20 protein-coding genes are annotated in these 19,695 nt (G+C 36.8%); 19 read left to right on the top strand and 1 reads right to left on the bottom strand.

The features are described from left to right. Positions 1-186: 186 nt before the first annotated feature. From LACPOB_RS0108015 to LACPOB_RS0107980, 8 genes are all read left to right on the top strand, one after another. A complete protein-coding gene (locus tag LACPOB_RS0108015; RefSeq protein WP_017868320.1) occupies positions 187-396 on the top strand; it encodes a cold-shock protein in 210 nt (69 codons plus the stop codon). Positions 397-522: 126 nt separating this feature from the next. Beyond that, positions 523-1,527 (top strand): rod shape-determining protein, encoded by a 1,005-nt coding sequence (locus LACPOB_RS0108010; protein ID WP_026142798.1) that lies wholly within the window; start codon positions 523-525, stop codon positions 1,525-1,527. Between the two features lie 172 nt (positions 1,528-1,699). Further along, a complete protein-coding gene (gene mreC, locus LACPOB_RS0108005; RefSeq protein ID WP_017868318.1) occupies positions 1,700-2,551 on the top strand; it encodes a rod shape-determining protein MreC in 852 nt (283 codons plus the stop codon). 12 nt (positions 2,552-2,563) lie between these two features. Next, positions 2,564-3,076, top strand: coding sequence for a rod shape-determining protein MreD (mreD, locus tag LACPOB_RS0108000; RefSeq protein WP_017868317.1), 513 nt, complete (start codon positions 2,564-2,566; stop codon positions 3,074-3,076). Between the two features lie 15 nt (positions 3,077-3,091). Beyond that, the gene (locus LACPOB_RS0107995; protein WP_017868316.1) at positions 3,092-3,769 is read left to right on the top strand and encodes a septum site-determining protein MinC; all 678 of its coding nucleotides are present in this window, start codon (positions 3,092-3,094) and stop codon (positions 3,767-3,769) included. Between the two features lies 1 nt (position 3,770). Continuing rightward, on the top strand, positions 3,771-4,580 hold the full coding sequence (gene minD / locus LACPOB_RS0107990; protein WP_017868315.1) for a septum site-determining protein MinD: 810 nt from the start codon (positions 3,771-3,773) through the stop codon (positions 4,578-4,580). Positions 4,581-4,729: 149 nt separating this feature from the next. Beyond that, positions 4,730-6,193 carry a cardiolipin synthase gene (cls, locus tag LACPOB_RS0107985; RefSeq protein WP_017868314.1) on the top strand — a complete coding sequence of 488 codons (1,464 nt, stop codon included), beginning with the start codon at positions 4,730-4,732 and terminating at the stop codon, positions 6,191-6,193. Positions 6,194-6,294: 101 nt separating this feature from the next. Beyond that, positions 6,295-7,230: an alpha/beta hydrolase gene (locus LACPOB_RS0107980; RefSeq protein WP_017868313.1), complete on the top strand. Its 936-nt coding sequence runs from the start codon at positions 6,295-6,297 to the stop codon at positions 7,228-7,230. Between the two features lie 234 nt (positions 7,231-7,464). Here the strand turns inward: LACPOB_RS0107980 and LACPOB_RS12485 are convergent, their stop codons facing one another. Continuing rightward, complete coding sequence (locus tag LACPOB_RS12485; protein ID WP_017868312.1) at positions 7,465-7,584, bottom strand: DUF4044 domain-containing protein; 120 nt, start codon at positions 7,582-7,584, stop codon at positions 7,465-7,467. A gap of 267 nt (positions 7,585-7,851) precedes the next feature. Between LACPOB_RS12485 and LACPOB_RS0107970 the strand changes: the two genes are divergently transcribed. The 11 genes from LACPOB_RS0107970 to ftsZ all read left to right on the top strand — a co-directional run bounded on the left by LACPOB_RS0107970 (position 7,852) and on the right by ftsZ (position 19,665). Beyond that, positions 7,852-8,214 (top strand): DUF3397 family protein, encoded by a 363-nt coding sequence (locus LACPOB_RS0107970; protein WP_017868311.1) that lies wholly within the window; start codon positions 7,852-7,854, stop codon positions 8,212-8,214. Between the two features lie 216 nt (positions 8,215-8,430). Then, positions 8,431-8,862 carry a division/cell wall cluster transcriptional repressor MraZ gene (gene mraZ / locus LACPOB_RS0107965; protein ID WP_017868310.1) on the top strand — a complete coding sequence of 144 codons (432 nt, stop codon included), beginning with the start codon at positions 8,431-8,433 and terminating at the stop codon, positions 8,860-8,862. A 43-nt stretch (positions 8,863-8,905) separates the two neighbouring features. After that, positions 8,906-9,859, top strand: coding sequence for a 16S rRNA (cytosine(1402)-N(4))-methyltransferase RsmH (gene rsmH / locus LACPOB_RS0107960; protein ID WP_017868309.1), 954 nt, complete (start codon positions 8,906-8,908; stop codon positions 9,857-9,859). Between the two features lie 24 nt (positions 9,860-9,883). Beyond that, on the top strand, positions 9,884-10,249 hold the full coding sequence (ftsL, locus tag LACPOB_RS0107955; protein ID WP_017868308.1) for a cell division protein FtsL: 366 nt from the start codon (positions 9,884-9,886) through the stop codon (positions 10,247-10,249). Further along, entirely contained in the window at positions 10,246-12,402 is a 2,157-nt protein-coding gene (locus tag LACPOB_RS0107950) for a penicillin-binding transpeptidase domain-containing protein (protein ID WP_017868307.1), read from the top strand. Before ftsL ends, LACPOB_RS0107950 begins: the two co-directional genes overlap by 4 nt. A 30-nt stretch (positions 12,403-12,432) precedes the next feature. Continuing rightward, positions 12,433-13,395 (top strand): phospho-N-acetylmuramoyl-pentapeptide-transferase, encoded by a 963-nt coding sequence (mraY, locus tag LACPOB_RS0107945; protein ID WP_017868306.1) that lies wholly within the window; start codon positions 12,433-12,435, stop codon positions 13,393-13,395. A gap of 122 nt (positions 13,396-13,517) precedes the next feature. Then, on the top strand, positions 13,518-14,891 hold the full coding sequence (gene murD, locus LACPOB_RS0107940) for a UDP-N-acetylmuramoyl-L-alanine--D-glutamate ligase (protein ID WP_017868305.1): 1,374 nt from the start codon (positions 13,518-13,520) through the stop codon (positions 14,889-14,891). Between the two features lie 3 nt (positions 14,892-14,894). Continuing rightward, complete coding sequence (murG, locus tag LACPOB_RS0107935) at positions 14,895-15,989, top strand: undecaprenyldiphospho-muramoylpentapeptide beta-N-acetylglucosaminyltransferase (RefSeq protein ID WP_017868304.1); 1,095 nt, start codon at positions 14,895-14,897, stop codon at positions 15,987-15,989. Between the two features lie 64 nt (positions 15,990-16,053). Further along, on the top strand, positions 16,054-16,914 hold the full coding sequence (locus LACPOB_RS11940) for a cell division protein FtsQ/DivIB (protein WP_017868303.1): 861 nt from the start codon (positions 16,054-16,056) through the stop codon (positions 16,912-16,914). Between the two features lie 111 nt (positions 16,915-17,025). Beyond that, entirely contained in the window at positions 17,026-18,375 is a 1,350-nt protein-coding gene (gene ftsA, locus LACPOB_RS0107925) for a cell division protein FtsA (protein ID WP_017868302.1), read from the top strand. Positions 18,376-18,402: 27 nt separating this feature from the next. Next, positions 18,403-19,665, top strand: coding sequence for a cell division protein FtsZ (ftsZ, locus tag LACPOB_RS0107920; RefSeq protein ID WP_017868301.1), 1,263 nt, complete (start codon positions 18,403-18,405; stop codon positions 19,663-19,665). Positions 19,666-19,695 lie beyond the last annotated feature (30 nt).

Raw genomic sequence — 19,695 nt, 5'->3', positions numbered from 1 at the left:
AGAGAACTAAAGACTTATTTAATGATGGTATTACCATTGTTTAGGTGAGTCTTTTTGTTTACAAAATAATAAGACTGGTCAGCAAAAGAGAATATTTATTTGAAACATTCGTAGTTATTGGTGTATTGTGGAAGGCTTTAAAATGTGGTAAACTTGCAAAAGTACAAGTGTTGAAAGGAATATAAAATGCTAACAGGAAGAGTACGTTCTTTTAATAAAGATAAAGGTTACGGTTTTATTATTCCAGATGATGGTGGCGAGGATTTTTTCGTTCACTTTTCTGCAATTTTAACTCCGGGGTATAAAGTTTTAGAGGCAGGTCAAAAGGTCAACTTTGTTTCTGTTGAAGGAATTAGAGGCCCACAAGCATGTGATGTAAGCATTATACCTGAGTAGGAGACACTTTTTTATAAATTTAGCTTTTCTTAAGAAATCCTATCTAGGTTAATAAAATGCTTATGTTATAATTTTAATATTACTTGAAAAATAAAATGGCTTATAAATTGTGAAGGGATGAAAGCAGTGTTCGGAATGGGAACAAAAAATATCGGGATCGATCTCGGTACAGCAAACACGATAGTTTATGCTGAAGGTAAAGGTATTGTTTTACGGGAACCTTCAGTTGTTGCGAAAAATACAAAGTCTGGGGAAATTGTTTCAGTCGGTTCAGAAGCACGTGATATGATCGGACGTACACCTGCAAGTATCGTTGCGATCCGTCCGATGAAAGACGGTGTGATTGCTGATTATGATACAACAGCAGCGATGATGAAATATTATATTGATAAGGGCTTAGGCAAACATGGTGGTAAGCCTTATGTTATGGTCTGTGTTCCAAGTGGCGTTACAGAAGTTGAAAAACGTGCTGTGATCGATGCTACTAGGGTAGCAGGGGCAAAGGATGCTTATGTTATCGAAGAGCCTTTTGCTGCTGCTATTGGTGCAGGGTTACCTGTTATGGATCCAACTGGTAGTATGGTAGTTGATATTGGTGGTGGTACAACTGATGTTGCCACGATTTCATTAGGTGGTATTGTTTCAAGTCGTTCTATCCGTATGGCTGGAGACCGATTGGATGAAGCTATAGTGCATTTTGTACGTAAGAACTATAATTTATTGATTGGTGAACGAACTGCTGAACAGTTGAAGATGGATCTTGCGTCTGCTTCAGTAGAGGCAGCTAAGCAGTTAGATTCACAGTCGATCCGTGGACGTGATTTGGTGACTGGCTTACCAAAAACAATTGAAATTGAGGCTGAATCAGTTGCTAATGCTATTCAAGAAGTAGTCCAAGAGGTTATTTCTGCTATTAAAGAAACTTTAGAAGAAACATCTCCTGAAATTGCAGCTGATGTGATCGATCATGGTATCGTGTTAACTGGCGGTGGAGCTTTGTTGCGCCATTTGCCAGAAGTTATTTCTGATGCTACTAAAGTTCCTGTATTTGTAGCTTCTGAACCTTTAGACTGTGTTGCTATTGGAACAGGCGAGTCGCTCAAAAGCATAGATGTTATGAAAAAGAATTAATCATTAAGAGAAAAATTAGTTGGGGGTTGGAGTCTTTTTTCTCCAACCTCTTAATTTTTTATGTAGTTTATGCTAAACAATATGACTTTTAATTAGAGCTGTTAAAATGATTAAGTGACTTTGTTTAAAATATCATTTTATAGTTTAGTCATAGTACGAGGAGGTTTGAAGTGTGCAAAAATTCTCATTCAATAAGAGGTTAGTTATCACAATGATCATTTTGATTATTGGTTTTTTATTGATAGCTTTGTCGATCAGTGTTAGAAATAATCGTAAAGCGCCGTCTTTTGTTCAACAAGTTGGTAATGATGCCGTGGGGATCGTGGATAGAGTGGTTGGTGTACCAATGAATAGTTTGGGGCATGCTACTGATTCAGTTAAGGGTTTGTATAATACTTATACAGAAAATAAAAAATTGAAAAAACAAGTAGATACCATAGCCACTCAAAAAGTTGAAAATCAAACTTTAAAAGATGAAAACAAGCATTTAAAACAACAACTAAAGTTAAATGAAACACTTAGCTCTTACAGTAAGATCAATGCTGTTGTTTTGAGTAGAACGCCGTCTTCTTGGCAAGACCAGCTAGTGATCAATAAAGGGACAGCTGCAGGTGTGAAGAAGAATGATCCAGTTTTGTCACGTAAAGGATTAGCCGGCAGAGTAACTGAAGTCAATAAGACAAATAGTAAAGTAGAATTACTTTCAACTAGCAATGGTTCAGCCAATCGTTTTGCAGTTCGTTTGAAAAGTAAAGAAGGTACAGTGATCAATGGTTTGATCACTGGCTATAATACTTCAAAAAATCAACTGATCATGGGACAAATTACTTCTAAAGCCAAAATTGCTAAAGGGGAAAAAATAATTACTTCTGGCATGGGAGGCATCACGCCTCAGGGCTTACTAATAGGAAAAGTTGTTCGTGCAGCAAATGGAAACGATGGTTTGCCGGCAAAAATTTATATTGAACCTGCTGCTGACTTTAATGATCTAGATGTTGTGACAGTAGCACGGAGAGCTGATTAGGAGTTTTGTGACATGAGAATTTCGAAAATGAGATATTTTTTCCCCATAGGTGCTTTTTTATTTCTTTTTTTAGATGGATCTTTGAGCCATCTTTTATCACAGTCTTTTTTTACTACTACTGTTGCGGTTGAAAGCCGCTTAATTTTGTTGTGGTCTGTGATGGCAATCTGTTATGGACAAGTTGACCATGTATTCATATGGTCTGCAATTATTGGACTTTTTTTCGATCTTTTCTTTACAGGCGTTTTAGGCATTTTCACATTGTTATTACCCTTTATGGTTTATTTGACTAGAAATGTTTTAACGTTTTTTAATCGCTCATTTATTGTGGTATTATTAATATATTTAATAGACATAACTGTGTTAACAACGCTATTTTATTGGGCAAATGCTCTGATAGGATTTACGTCTGTTTCGGGGGTCACATTTATTGGACGGACTTTAGGACCGACCTTGGCATACAATTTAGCTACATATGTAGTATTGTATTGGCCGCTGAAATTATTTTTCGAAAAATTTAGTTAAGGGATGTGTGGAGGAATGCAAGCAGTCGTTTTAAAGGGATATAAGAACGGCTATGAATTGATTTTAGAGCCAACTGCGAGCTTTAGTGAAATTAAAATTGAACTTGGCGAACTTATGGAAAAATTGCATAATGATGAATCAGCAGATCGAACTGAAAAATATTCTTTCAACATCAATACAGGCCAGTTGCTTTATACTGCAGAACAAAAACAAGAATTAGAAAATATTTTTGCAAATTATCCAAGGTTTTCGATTCACAAGATTCAAAGTTCGGTGATTGAAAGGCAAGAAGCACAAGAAATTTTTGACACTACCACAGTTCATGTTGATGGTGATATTATCCGGAACGGGCAGGACAAATTGATCCAAGGCGATTTACTTTTTTTGGGAACTTTACATGAAGGTGGTATTTTACGAGCCACGGGTAGTATTTTTGTTTTAGGTACTGCAAATGGTATTTTATGTGCTGGTCATGAGAATAATACTCGAGCAGTTCTTGCTGGAAATTTGAGTAATGCACAACAATTACGGATCGCTGATTTGGTAGATGTTGTAAATGAAGATGAAGAGATTGCGTCAACAGAGAAAATGAGTGCACTTTTCGTGAATGATCTGCATGCTTTGGCTCTAACACAAATTGAGGAATTAAAAGTAAAAAGGCCAAAGTTATTCATAAAGGCAGGGGGATTTTAGAATGGGAAAAGCAGTTGTTATAACGTCTGGTAAAGGTGGTGTTGGTAAAACAACGACTACCGCAAATCTAGGGACTGCACTTGCTTTGATGGACAAAAAAGTATGTTTAGTTGATTTAGATATTGGATTACGCAACTTAGATGTTGTTTTGGGCTTGGATAATAGGATCATCTACGATATTGTTGACGTTGCAGAAGGTCGAGCTAAGCTACCTCAGGCCCTCATCAAAGATAAACGATTCAATGATAAATTATTTTTATTACCAGCTGCACAAAACGCTGACAAAACATCATTGAATCCTGATCAAGTTGTTAAAATAGTAGATGAATTAAAAAGTGATTTCGACTATGTTTTTTTGGACTGTCCAGCCGGGATCGAACAGGGCTTTATGAACGCTGTGGCAGGTGCGGACAATGCTATCGTGGTTTCTACACCAGAGATTTCTGCGGTTCGTGATGCTGATCGAGTAGTTGGATTACTTGAACAGCAAAGCTTAGATAAACCACCAATGCTTGTGATCAATCGTATTCGTAAAAATATGATGAATGAGGGCAACATGATGGACGTTGACGAAATTACCAGGCATCTTTCGATTGAATTAATTGGGATCGTCTTTGATGAAGACGAAGTTATCGCAACATCTAATAAGGGTGAACCAATCGTTTTATATGAAAAAAACCCTGCAGCCCAAGGCTACCGTGATATTGCACGGCGTTTAGAGGGCGAAACGGTTCCATTAATGTCTTTGCAAGAACCCAAAAAGAACGGTTTTTTCAAAAGAATTGGAGCTTGGTTCAAAAAAGATAAATAAATTGGACATAGTGGGGTCAGAAATGACCCCTTTTTTTTATTTTAAAAATATATGTTTATTCTAGTTTAGTTATTGTTGTTTATATACATTGATAGCTAATTTTGCTATAATTTTTTTGTATCTATTTCAGATGTGGATGGTGAAATTTTGTGAATTGGATCTTTAGTATTGTTAATTTAGTCTTTTTTGTAAATACACTTTTTGCCATCGTAACAGTTTTCAAGGAAAAAAGAGATATTTCTGCTACGTGGGCATGGTTATTGGTGCTGAACCTACTTCCTGGTATCGGGTTTTTAATTTATTTATTCGCGGGCAAGAAAATTTCAAAAGAGAGAATTTTCGACATTAAAGCGCAAGAAAAATTGGGCATCGATCAGTTAGTTTCCTTGCAAAAGGAACAATGGAATGAAAAAGAGTTGTTGCCTTATGATGTTTTAACCAATGAAGCTCAACAAACTTCACGTCTGTTTTTAGAAGCCGATCAGGCAATTTTTACGAATAATAATCAAGTTAAGGTCTATACGGATGGGCAGGAAAAGTTTGCTAAATTATTAGCTGATATTGGAAACGCGGAGGATCATATACATATTGAATATTATACTTTTTATAGTGACGAGATTGGTTATCAGGTACTAGATGCTCTTGAAAAAGCCCAGACTAGAGGCGTTAATGTACGGGTAATATATGATAGCATGGGTTCACGTGGGCAAGTACGCAACTTTTTTAAGCCATTGGAGGAGTTAGGTGGACAAGCTGAACCTTTCTTTGGTTCCAAAAGATCATATTTTCATAGTCCACGCCTTAATTATCGTGATCACAGGAAAATAGTTGTGATCGATGGTGTGATCGGCTACATTGGTGGTTTTAATATTGGCGATCAGTATTTGGGACGTTTAGAGAAATTTGGATATTGGCGTGATACTCATTTACGGGTCGTAGGTAATGCAGCAGTGGCGTTGCAATCGCAATTTTTTATGGATTGGAATGCTACGGTTAAAAACTCCGCTGAATCTGCTCCTATTGAATATGCTGATCGGTATTTTCCTTTACAAAGAGGTCAAGGAACCACGGGGATCCAAATTGTTTCTTCTGGTCCGGATAACGAAACAGAAGCAATTAAGTTAGGCTATTTGAAACTGATCAGTAACGCACATGATTATATTTACATTCAAACCCCTTATTTGATCCCTGATGATTCCGTTATGGAAGCATTGAGTGTTGCGGCGTATTCGGGTGTTAAAGTCCGTATTATGATCCCTTCAAAACCTGATCATGCATTTGTTTATCGGGCTACGGAATACTATGCAAAAGAATTGTTAGAAAAAGGTATTGAAATATACAAATACGATGAAGGTTTTCTGCACTCTAAAACAATGATGGTTGATGGACAAATGTGTTCAGTAGGTTCTGCCAATCTTGATTTTCGAAGTTTCAAATTGAACTTTGAGGTCAATGCTTTTTGCTATGATCGTAAATTGGCAGTTGAATTAACTGATATTTTTAAACAGGATCTTAAATTTTGTACACAGTTAAGTACAGAGTATTTTGCACACCAGCCACGTTGGTTGAGATTTAAACAGTATTTTTCACGACTTCTTTCACCAATTTTATAAAAGCAATGATATACGCGTGTCTCACTAGCTAAAATTTATTTTGTGCTAGCTAGACGCGTATTTTAATCTTTCAATCAAATACGTTAGAAATGAGAAATGAAATGTCAAAAAAGAAGAAAATTATAATTGGAGTCTTAAGTACTCTCGTTGTTTTAGTCGTGATGGTATTAGGATACGCCGCTAATTATTTAGTTACATATGCATTTGACAATCCTTACCGAACTGAAAAACAATTAGCGTTAAAAGGTAGCGAAAAAGATGACCAGAAGTGGCTTAAACAACAGGGTCAACAAGATAAATGGACGTTACGTGCGCAAGATACAGGTCAGAATTTAGTCGCCTTTTATTATCCTGCAAAAAAAGTAACAAATAAAACCATTGTGATTGCGCATGGTTATCAAGGCAGCCATTATACCATGGCTCCCTATATCAGAATGTTTCATGAACAAGGGTATAATGTATTAGCTCCAGATGATCGTGGTAGTGGCCAAAGTTCAGGAAAATATGTAACTTTTGGGTATCCAGACAGTCGAGATTATCTGGGATGGCTTGATCAAGTTATTGATAAGAGCGGTGAAAATTCTCAAATTGGTTTATTTGGAGTTAGTATGGGCGGAGCAACAGTGATGATGATGAGTGGGTTAAATTTACCACCTCAGGTTAAAGCTATTGTGGAAGATTGTGGTTATGATACGGTTGAAAATGAGTTAGCTTTTCAATTAAAACAACAATTTAATATGCCGAAAGAACCTTTGATCACTATGAGTTTATGGTTAGCTGAATTTAGAGTGGGGCAAAACTTTAAAAAAGGCAGTTCAGTTGATGCGTTGCGCAATAATAAATTGCCAACATTCTTTATTCACGGACAAGACGATAAATTTGTGCCAACGGAAATGGTTTATAAAAATTATCATGCGACACAAGGGAAAAAACAGTTGTGGGTAACACACGATACGAAACATGCAGATTCTCGAAAAAATTATCCACAACAATATAGAAAAAAAGTAGAGGCCTTTTTTAATAAAGCTTGGCAATAAAAAAGAGAGGGCGAAAGTCGTTTTGAAGCCGGTGTGTAACGTCGTTTACGCCATTTCTGATCGGAGCAAAGCGCAGGACACAAATGGCGTAAATGGTATTACATTGAGGATTCAGACTTTTGAAACGCGTTTGTACTATAAAAATTACAAGCGATAATTTGATTATTTTTAGCAAAAGAAGAGACTGTGACATTGTTTTGTCCCAGCCTCTAAATATTATTTTCTTTTAATGGTTTATCCTAATAAGGGACCAATTGAACCTAAAATTACAGATCCAACCATGAAAATTAACATGACCCAGACAACGACCATTGTTACTTTTTGAAAAGTTGAACGTTCTTTCTTTTTACGCACCGAAACCACCCTTAAAATGTAAGTATTTTATATATCTTACATTTTAATTAGAGCTACTGTCAAATTTTATAATTAGGTATTTATAGCAGAAAGAATTAATTTTCTTAAGAGATGTATCATTCAAGGGTTTTGAATCCTAATATTATGTCTGGTACAGGATCTGCCTAAACGTGTAGTACAATGTGTAGGTGTTCAGTAATTTTTATTGTTTAAATTGTTTTAGTATTGCAAAGATAAATTATTATGATTGGAATAAGGAGAATTAAAATGTTTAAAAGTTGGTTGTTTTGGTTAGTAGTTTTTCTAGTTTGGAACATTATGATACTAACAATAAAAAAAATAATGACAGAAAAATGGCCCGGTAGAATAAAAATACTGGATTTAAATTTACCACTTTTGATTCTCGGCTTACATTTTATGTCGAAGAATTTGATGGGTCTGTCATTGTTGCCTTTTTTAATTTTTGCACTTGCATTATTTGGGATCGCAATGACGTTAATATATGCTTTTTTAGAGGGGGATATAATTTATCGTGCTTTTTTTGTGAGGTACCTTAGAGTGGCAGATATCGTCTTTTTTTGTTCTTTCATGTTTTTTTTGGTTTTAGAAATTTGTCAGACTTTTATTTAGATAAATGTTGTTGAAGAAAAAGTTTTGCATATAGCTGGTATTCCATCTTTTAAGTTGGGACACCAGTTTTTTTATGTTTTTTTAGGAACATTAGTTTGGGTATGCAATTTGCTAATTTATAAGCTTTTTTTAGTGGTTTTTAAGTGGCATTTAGTGGTTAAAAGTGGGGAGATGTGGTAATATTTATTTTAACAGGTTGATCTGGAGGTGAAGCCAGTGTTCATGGGAGAATATAGACATTCAATAGATACGAAGGGCAGGATCATTATTCCTGCTAAGTTTCGAGACGAATTAGCCGGTAAATGCATATTAACGCGTGGTTTAGACGGTTGTTTGTTTGGCTATCCAATGGACGAATGGCAAAACCTCGAGGAAAAGCTGAAAAAGCTCCCGTTAACTAAAAAAGATGCGCGTTCTTTTGTTCGATTCTTTTATTCTGCTGCGACAGAAAGTGAATTTGATAAACAGGGGAGAATTAATATTCCTCAATCCTTACGCAGTCATGCGGGTGTTGAAAAAAAATGTGTGATCGTGGGAGTATCAAATCGGTTTGAAATTTGGTCAGAGGATCGTTGGCAAGATTTCTCAGATAATGCCGAAGAGAATTTTGATGATATCGCGGAAAATATGATCGATTTTGGTTTATAACTGATTTGAAGTTGTTGTTTAGAAATTATTTCAAGGAGTCAATATGACAGAGTTTAAACATGAAACAGTCCTTTTAAATGAGGCAATAGAAAATTTACAAGTTAAACAGGATGGGTGTTATGTTGACTGTACCTTAGGTGGCGGAGGACATTCACGCCGTTTGTTAAGTGAACTGGGTAAAACGGGCCATCTTTTTTCTTTTGATCAAGATGAAACGGCCATTAGCTATAATAAGCAAAATTTGACATCTTTTATTGAAGCAGGGCAGTTGTCTTTGATAAAGAATAATTTTCGTGAGTTGAATAATTCTTTAAGTAAAAGAAATGTTACAGGTGTCGACGGGGTCGTTTATGACTTAGGTGTTTCTTCCCCACAATTTGATGTTGCTTCCCGTGGTTTTAGTTATCGACAGGACGCACCACTTGATATGAGAATGGACCAAAGCCAAGCATTGACTGCTCAAACGATCGTTAACGAGTGGAGTTATCAAGATCTAGTACGGATCTTTTTTAGATATGGTGAAGAAAAATATGCTAAATCGATCGCACGACGTATCGAAGCAAGTCGAAAAAAGCAGTTAATAACTACGACTGGGCAATTAGTTGAACTAATTAAGCAAGGTATTCCTGCTAAAGCACGACGACATGGCGGTCACCCTGCTAAAAAAGTTTTTCAGGCGCTAAGGATCGCTGTTAATGACGAGTTAGGGGCCTTAGAAGATTCTTTAGAACAAGCGTTAGAGTTACTTTTGCCTGGTGGGAGGATCAGCGTGATCACTTTCCAATCTTTAGAGGATCGGTTGGTTAAGGCATTGTTTAAAGAAAAAACAAGTCTTCCCGATTTACCTCCTGGTTTGCCAGTAATACCAGATGAAATGAAACCAGGATTTCGTTTAGTGAATCGAAAACCAATTATTCCATCAGAAGACGAAATTAGAAGAAATCATCGTTCTCACTCTGCTAAGTTAAGAGTGATAGAAAAAATCGCACAGAATTAATAAATATTTGAAGGATGTGATCAAATGGCACAGAACACAGCAAAACAAATTTTGACTGATCCTGTTTCGCAACCAATACATAAAAAACAAGGTAAAACGCAACAGCAGTCAAAAAAGGCACAATATTTAAAAGTTGAAAGATTTATGGTAGTATTAATCTCTGTTTGGATCAGTATTCTGGCTTGTTTGGTTGTGGCTTCTGCAATTAATCTAAATTCTACCCAGGTTCATTTGCAAAAAGTCAATGCACAAATATCATCAGTTCAGTCCAAAAATGCGAATACTAAGCAAGAGGTTGGAGAGTTAACAAGTCGTTCTCGCTTGGATGCAGTTGCAAAAAAGGCAGGCTTGTCAATGAATGAACAAAATACAAGGAATGTTTCAAGATGAATAATAAACAAAAGCAATCGGTGAACAAGAAGGACATAAAAAATAACCGCAAATATTTTGGAAGGCTCATTTTCTTTGTGGTCATTGCAATTTTTATCCTTTTCGCTGGGCGCTTTTTTTATATTTCAGTGATACACCGAGCGGATGGTCAAGATCTACAAAAGAAAGTTGCTAAATTGTATGATGCCGAAACAAGGCAGCCTGCTAAACGCGGTACGATCTATGATTCAAATCAACAACCAGTAGCCGAAGATACGACTACATATTCAATTTATATCGTGCTATCGAAAAAGGCAACTTATAATGGAAAAATCGATTATTTGCCTGATTCTAAAAAAAGACAGGCAGCTTCAGTGCTTAGCAAAAATTTAAACATTAGTTATCAGAAGGTTTGGCAAACGTTAAACCCTAAAAATAAGGACCTATATCAGGTAGAATTAGGGAGCCCAGGTAAAAACATCTCTCTTGAAACAAAAAAAACGATTGCGAAGTCTAAAATTCCCGGGATCAAATTTATTCCTTCTCAGTCGCGACTGTATCCTAATGGTAAATTTGCTTCTCATTTAGTCGGACTGGCTGAAAACACTGAGGGTAAATTAGAGGGCGTAATGGGGCTTGAAAAAGAATTTAACAAGAAACTAAAGGGTGTTGATGGTGTCAAAAAGTCTTCTTTTGACAGTCAGGGAACAGATATCCCTGGTCGTAATGGTAAATCACGAAAAGTCAAGAATGGTGACGATATTTATACTACGATCGACCAGCGACTACAAAATTATTTAGAATCATTAACTAATAAGGCTTCTGATAAGTATCATCCAAAGGGTGTCAGAGCCATGTTAATGAACGCTAAATCTGGAGAGATCATTGCAGCTACTCAAAGGCCAACTTTTAACCCACAAACCAGGGAAGGCATCAATGACATATGGCGTAATACTTTACTAGAAGACGCATATGAACCAGGGTCAACAATGAAGATCTTTACGACTGCGGCGGCAATTAATAGTGGTAATTTTAATCCAAATGCGACATACCATTCTGGCAGTTATGAAGTGGATAAACAAAAAATTTATGACTGGAATAAAAACGGGTGGGGTACTATCGATTATCAACAAGCTTTTATTCGTTCTTCAAATGTGGGAATGGCTCATCTTGAACAACAGATGGGTCCAGATAAATGGAAAGACTATCTCGATAAATTCGGTTTTCTAAAGAGTACTAAAGCTGGTTTAGGTGATGAATCATCCGGGTCGATCAGTTATAAATATCCAATCGACCAGGTGAATACATCATATGGTCAAGGAATCGATGTAACTGCATTTCAAATGATGCAAGGTTTTTCTGCAATTGCAAATGACGGAAAAATGGTCAAGCCACGTTTGATCTCACAAATCAAGGACCCTAATACTGGTAAAACTGTTTATTCTTCTAAACCGACTACAGTTGGTCACCCGATCAAAAAGGAAACTAGTAAGCAGGTACTTAATCTGATGGAAAGAGTCGTCACTGACAAAAATGGGACGGGACAAGATTATAAATTAAATAATTACCCAGTAGCTGTTAAAACGGGGACTGCTCAAATCGCTAATGAAAATGGTAGTGGGTATATGAATGGCGATACCAATTATACATTTTCAGTTGCTGGTATTGCTCCGGCTAATGATCCGAAATATGTCCTATATGTAACTATGGAACGTCCCAAAAGTTTTAGTAGTGAAGGAACAGCTACGAAAATGCTATCAACTATTTTCAATCCGTTAATGCAACGGACGTTGGATGATGAGGCTAATGAATCAAAAGTCTCTATGCAAAAAATTGATAATATGAATGGAATGGATACAAATGATGCTACTGAAAAACTGGAAAAGCAAGGACTTAAAGTTGAAGTAGTTGGAAGTGGCGATAAGATCAAGCGACAGTCGCAAAAACCTGGTGCTAAAGTTATCAAAGGCGAACGTGTTATTTTGGTCACCGATAAAAGATTAACGATGCCTGATTTTTCAGGTTGGTCACAAGCTGATATTGTTAATTTTGGACAAATGGTCGGCTTGAAAATAAAAATTACCGGATCAGGTTATGGTGCTAAGCAAAGCGTTGATCCAGGAAAAGATTTAACTAGTGTTAAGTCACTTGAAGTAAATTTACAAAGCCATTAAAAATATGAAAGATTTAAAGGAGTTGCTCTGATGAGTTTTTTAGCTATGTTAGGAACAGCGTTATGTAGTTTTATCCTAACGATTATTTTGACCCCATTTTTTATGAATTATGCCCATAAGAAAAAAGCAGGCCAAATGATACGTGAAGAAGGACCAAAGTGGCATGAAAAGAAATCTGGAACACCAACAATGGGAGGGTTAGTGTTTGATGTTGTGATCGTAGTTACAGCTATTGTTGTACCTTTGATCATGCAAGAAATGACCCCACAGATCTTGATCTTGGACTTTATTTTAGCCCTATATGGGTTTTTAGGCTTTTTCGATGATTCGATCAAATTATTAAAAAAACAAAACGAAGGTTTGAAAGCATGGCAAAAACTTTTGGGTCAAATTATCGGTGGGATCATATTTCTTATCGTATATCAGATTGAGGGATTGCCATTTAGTTTGAATATTTTTGGTTTTGAGATGAATGTTGCCTGGATCTATGCTTTATTTGTATTATTTTGGTTGATCGGCTTTTCGAATGCTGTCAATCTAACTGATGGCATCGATGGCCTAGTTGCAGGACAAGCCACAATTGCGTTTGGTGCTTACGCAGTAATTGCGTATGTTCAAAATCAAAATGATGTTTTAATTTTTTGTTTAGCAGTAATTGGTGCTTTATGTGGCTTTTTCTTGTTCAATAAAAAGCCTGCCAAGATATTTATGGGCGATATGGGATCATTAGCTTTAGGTGGCGGCTTAGCGGCTGTTTCTATTTTAGTTCATCATGAACTTTCTTTGCTCTTTATTGGTTTGATTTTTGTATTTGAAACAGCCAGTGTGATCTTACAGGTTATTTCCTTTAAAACTACGGGTAAAAGAATCTTCAAAATGAGTCCATTGCATCATCATTTTGAACTGAGTGGCTGGAGTGAATGGAAAATTGACACGATTTTCTGGTTAACTGGTCTGATTATGGCGGTCCTGTCACTGTGGGTAATTTTATAATAAGCTAAGTAAGTCAAGATTTTTCACTGACGAATAATTGTGGAAGCAACAGGTATGTCAGCTAGTTAACAGGCATTCTCGTTTAATGTCAGCGAAAAAAGCGAAACAAGGGAGTCAGAGAAATGAAAGATATCAAAGATTATCAAAATAAAAATGTCTTGGTTTTAGGATTAGGTAAAAGTGGTTTTAATGCCGCTAAATTATTACGGAAACTACATGCCAACGTAACAGTGAATGATAAACAAGTACCGACCGATCCGAGTCAGGTCAATGAGTTAGTTGCGGCAGGGATAAAAGTGGTTACAGGCAGTCATCCCTTGGATTTACTAGATGACTGTGACCTAATGGTTAAAAATCCCGGTATCCCATATACCAATCCTTTAGTCAAAGAAGCTCTAGCACGTGAAATCAGCGTGATAACTGAGCCTGAGTTGGCATTTGAAGTGTCAGAGGCGCCCATGATAGGGGTTACTGGCACAAATGGTAAAACGACTACGACTACCTTGATTTCTTTGATGTTAGAAAAATCTACAACTTACGATAAAGTATATTCAGCGGGTAATATTGGTACTTCGGTTTCAATGGTGGCACAACAAGCCTGCGTAAATGATGTGATCGTTACAGAGTTATCCAGTTTTCAGCTTAACGGGATAGCTGGTTTTCATCCACATATTGCTGTATTGACTAATATTTATGAAGCTCACACTGATTTTCATGGCACACATGAAAAATATGTACAGGCTAAGTTAAATATTACGAAGAATCAAACAGCAGATGATTATTTTATCGTTAATTGGGATAACGCAGAGGCAAGAGAAGCTAGCTTAGTATCTAAGGCCACCATTATCCCGTTTTCTCCTGAAAACTCAACTCAAGAGGGTTCTTATTTACGTGATGGACAACTATATTACCAAAATGAGAAGATCATGGCAGCTGATGAAATAAAGATACCTGGAGAACATAATGTTGAAAACGCATTGGCGGCTATTGCAGTTGCCAAATTGTTGGGACAAACAAATGAGCATATTACTGAAGTTTTAAAAACATTTTCTGGTGTCAAGCATCGTACACAATATTTGACGGCATTTAAAAACAGAACTTTTTATAATGATTCAAAAGCAACTAATTTGGAAGCAACAAAAAAAGCATTGGAAGGGTTTGAAAAACCTGTTGTCTTATTGGCAGGTGGATTAGATCGCGGATTGTCTTTCCAACCATTATTAACAGCTTTAAAAAGGCATGTTCATGCTTTAGTTGTCTTTGGAGAAACTGCTTCACAAATTGCTGATATAGGTAAACAGGCAGGTATTGAAAATATTCAATTTGCTCAGGATGCAGCAACAGCAGTTCCTCAAGCTTTTGAAGTAAGCAAGCCAGGAGATGTGATATTATTGTCCCCAGCATGTGCAAGTTGGGATCAGTGGCCTACTTTTGAAACTCGTGGTGATAAATATATCGAAGCAGTTGAAAAATTGATCAAACAAACGGAGGAGTAGAATATGCGATTGTTAATATCTGGTGGTGGGACTGGCGGTCATATCTATCCCGCATTGGCATTAGTTGAAGCTTTGAAAAAAAGAGATCCAAAAGCAAAAGTACTTTATGTAGGGACTAAACGCGGATTAGAAAGTAAAATAGTGCCTGATGCTGGTATTCCGTTAAAAACGATCGAGATTCAAGGATTTAAACGTTCACTTAGTCTTGAGAACTTTAAAACTGTTTATCTTTTTTTAAAAAGTGTCAAAGATTCAAAAAAAATTATTCGTGACTTTAAACCTGATGTTGTAGTTGGAACTGGTGGTTATGTTTGCGGATCAGTGGTGTATGCTGCGGCAAAATTGAATATCCCAACTTTGATCCATGAACAAAATAGTGTTTCTGGTATTACTAACAAGTTCTTAAGCCGTTATGTTAATAAGATCGGAATTTGTTTTCCGGATGTTAAACAAGATTTTCCAAAAGGAAAAGTTATTTTTACGGGAAATCCGCGTGCTCAACAAGTTGCTGGCATAAAGCCTAATCAAACTTTAGAAAAGTACGGCTTAGATCCAGCTCGGCCAACTTTGTTAGTATTTGGTGGATCACGTGGTGCTGAGAAAATAAATCAAACGACTTTAGCTGCAGCGCAATTATTTAAAGATAGTCAATATCAGGTTCTTTTTGTAACTGGACGTGTACACTATGATAAATTGATACGGCAGCCTGAAGCAAAGAAAGTCCCCGCCAATTTTATTATTCAGCCGTATATTCCTGATATGCCACAAATATTGCCAGATATTGCTGCAATTGTTGGGCGTGCCGGTGCTACTAGTTTAGCAGAAATAACGGCGATCGGGATCCCAAGTATTTTAGTACCGAGTCCTTATGTTACTAATGATCATCAAACCAAAAATGCTTTGAGTTTAGTAAACCAAAAAGCCGCGAAGTTACTTAAAGAAGAAGATATGACAGCTGAGAGACTTTTTGCTGATATTGATGAGCTAATGAGTAATAAGCAGTTAAGAGACGATATGGCAAATAACGCTAAAAAAGCTGGTGTACCAGATGCTGCTGATAAATTATTGGATGTTTTAACGGACATTAGCAAAAAATAAAGTTTTTAAGAAATTTAATTTAAAATAAATTAATATTTTGTCGGGTCAGGGGGGGCGGAAAAACGTGTCATTTAAAAGACGAAAAAAAAACAAAGCCAAGCGTTCTTCTGCTCCGTTAACTCCTTGGGAACAAGAGCAACAACGGCGACAAGAAAGATTGCAGGCTGAAAAGAAAAAAACAGAATTACGTCCAGAGTATGATAAAAATTTACCTAAGATGAAAAAGAAAAGGACACAACGTTTAAAAAAACACGAAAAAGTCCTGTTAACATTTTTTTTGATCATAGCATTGGTCACTTTGTATTTTATACTACCAATCAGTCGAGTAACATCAGTTAAAATCGATACTTCATATGCTGAAAGTAAAAATGAAATACTCCGTGCAATAAATTTGAAATATTATGAGTCGTTATTTAGTGTTTGGCCACAAACTGAGCAAATAAAGAAAAATATAAAAAAAGAAGTGCCGTCGGTTAAATCGGTTGATATTTCATATCAGGGTAGTAAGATAGCTATCAAAGCTCACGAGTACCCAATGGCAGGGTATTTAAAAAAAGGAAAGGATCAATATCGAATCACAACTTCAGGTTCGGTTTCTGTTCAAAAAATACCTAAGGACACGGGAAGGTATCCGGTTTATTATTCTTTTAAATCAAAAAAAGTCTTGACCCAAACAGCACAACAATTTAGTAAATTTTCACCAGAAATTAAGCAAAGTATTTCTGAGATACATGCCGCACCGACAAAAGTCGACCCTGTGCGTATCAAGTTATATATGAATGACGGAAATCAAATAATCGCTAAGTCATCCACAGTAGCAAAAAAAATGAAATACTATCCTAATATTTCTGTTAATATGGATAAACCTGGAATAGTTGACTTGGAAGTTGGGGCTTATTCGTATCCGTATGATGAGAAAAAATAAAATTTGTTGATTTGTTCGCAGAATCGTGGTAATTAAAACCGTTTCTATGGTAGAATTTCTTTAATAAGCTTTTTGTAATGTAAAATATTAAAATAACTAGGGGGCTGAATGATGAATAATTCTGATATATTTGTCGGTTTAGACATTGGTACTACATCTATCAAGGTCATTATCGCGGAGTTTGTAAAAAATCAGCTCAACATTATCGGATATGGAAATACTGGAGCAGCTGGCTTGAACCGTGGTGTCATAGTTGATATCGATCAAGTTGTTGCCTCTGTTAAAGATGCAGTTAAACAAGCTGAACAACGAGCTAACATTGATATTTCTGATGTTACTGTTGGGATACCGGCTAACATGTTGCAAATCGAACAATGTCATGGAATGATCGCTGTTAGCGAAGAAGACGGTAGCGCTAAAGAAATTACAGAAGATGACGTAAGGAAAGTAACACAGGCTGCGTTAGTTAAAAATTTGCCGCCCGAACGTACAGTCATTGATGTAATTCCAGATGAATTTACAGTTGATGGTTTTGACGGGATCAAGGATCCGCGTGGCATGGTTGGAGTCCGTATGGAAATGCAGGGTGTCATGTACACTGGGCCTAAAACAATTTTACATAACACAAAAAAATGTGTTGAACGTGCTGGTTTGAATGTTTCTGATATTGTCGTTGCTCCGATCGCTCTTTCCCAAGTAGCACTCAATGACGGAGAACAGGACTTTGGTGCGATCGTAGTTGATTTAGGTGGCGGAAAAACAACTGCTGCAGTCGTTCATGATCATAAGTTGAAATATACATACTTAGATCAAGAAGGCGGCGATTATGTTACACGTGATATCTCAGTTGTTTTAAATACTTCGATCGAAAATGCTGAAATGTTGAAGAGAAACTATGGTTATGCTATGTCGTCTTTAGCATCTGACGAAGAATCATTTCCTGTCCAAGTTGTTGGACGGCAGGAACCAGAAAAGGTGACTGAGGAATATCTTTCAGAGATTATTGAAGCACGCTTGAGGCAGATTTTTGAAAAATTAGCCAGTGCTTTAGAACAAATCAATGCGTTTCAATTGCCTGGTGGAGTTGTTTTGACTGGTGGGATGGCTGCTTTGCCAGGCGTGGCTGAACTTGCTGAGGAGATTTTCCAAGTCCAAGTCAAGGTTTATATTCCCCAAGAAATTAATTTACGGATCCCTTCCTTTACTCAAGTGATTGGTTTAGTGGAATATGCAACTAAACAAAGTGAAATTGATTTGATTGTTAAACAGACGCTAGGCTCTGCTAGATCAAGACGAAAGAAAATGCCATCTCAACAAAATGGCAACTCTCAACCAGAGCAAAAGCCAGTAACAAAACCAAAGAAAAATAATCATCCTAATGAGCAAAAGAAAAGCCAGAAGTCTAGCGAAGAAGGCTTTGGATATAAGCTCAAGCATATGTTTGATAACTTCTTTGACTAAACGTGACTTTAATAGGAGGGAACTATAATGGAATTTTCACTAGATGCAAATGAAAATAATACTGGAGCTACGATCAAAGTTATTGGTGTTGGTGGTGCCGGTGGGAATGCTATCAACCGTATGATCGAAGATGACGTTCAAGGTGTTGAATTTATCGTTGCTAATACTGATGTTCAAGCGCTACAGAGCTCTAAAGCAGAAACAAAAATTCAATTAGGACCTAAATTGACCAAGGGACTTGGCGCAGGTGCAAATCCTGATGTTGGTAGTAAGGCCGGCCAGGAAAGTGAAGAAGCAATTGCTGAAAGTTTAAATGGTGCTGATATGGTCTTTGTTACCGCTGGTATGGGCGGTGGTACTGGTACAGGAGCAGCACCCATCATTGCTAAAGCCGCTAAGGAACAAGGCGCTTTGACAGTTGGGGTTGTTACACGTCCATTTACTTTTGAAGGACCTAAGCGTGCACGCTTTGCTGCTGAAGGCGTTGCAAAAATGAAAGAACAAGTTGATACTTTAGTTATTATTGCTAATAATCGTTTATTGGAGATCGTTGATAAAAAGACACCGATGTTAGAGGCTTTCCAAGAAGCAGATAATGTCTTACGACAAGGTGTACAAGGCATTTCTGATTTAATTACTTCTCCCGGTTACGTTAACTTAGACTTTGCTGATGTTAAGACAGTAATGCAAGACCAAGGATCAGCTTTGATGGGCATTGGTTCTGCCAATGGTGAAAATAGAACTGAAGATGCTACTAAAAAGGCTATTTCTTCTCCATTGTTAGAAGTTTCAATTGATGGGGCAGAACAAGTACTTTTGAATATTACAGGTGGACCTGATTTGAGTTTGTTTGAAGCTCAGGCTGCTTCTGATATCGTGGCACAGGCAGCCACGAGCGACGTCAATATTATTTTTGGGACTTCGATCAATGAAAACCTTGATGATAGTGTAGTTGTAACTGTTATTGCAACTGGTATTGACAAGAAGAATTCAAAGAAGGATCAAAGACGTCAAGTTCGTGATGAACGTCCACAAGTATCACAAGAAAATTCTGATATTGCAAATACTAGGCGTGATCCATTAGGTGATTGGGATTTGAATCGTGAAATCAACGGAGATCGTCAGGCCTCACAAGAATCACGTGAAAATGAATTCAAAAACATTGAGAAGAAAGACTTTAATGTTTTTGGGTCAAGTTCAGCTGGCAATGATTCAAACAGTTCACAGGATAGTAGTGATGAAGACGAGGGATTAAATACGCCACCTTTCTTGCGTCACCGGCGTCATTAATTATTGATCGGTTAATGAAGGAGGGGGAGT

The sequence above is a fragment of the Ligilactobacillus pobuzihii E100301 = KCTC 13174 genome, from assembly GCF_000349725.1.
GTDB lineage: Bacteria > Bacillota > Bacilli > Lactobacillales > Lactobacillaceae > Ligilactobacillus > Ligilactobacillus pobuzihii.
The sequence above is the reverse complement of the archived record's forward strand: the minus strand, read 5'-3'. Positions and strand labels throughout refer to the sequence as shown.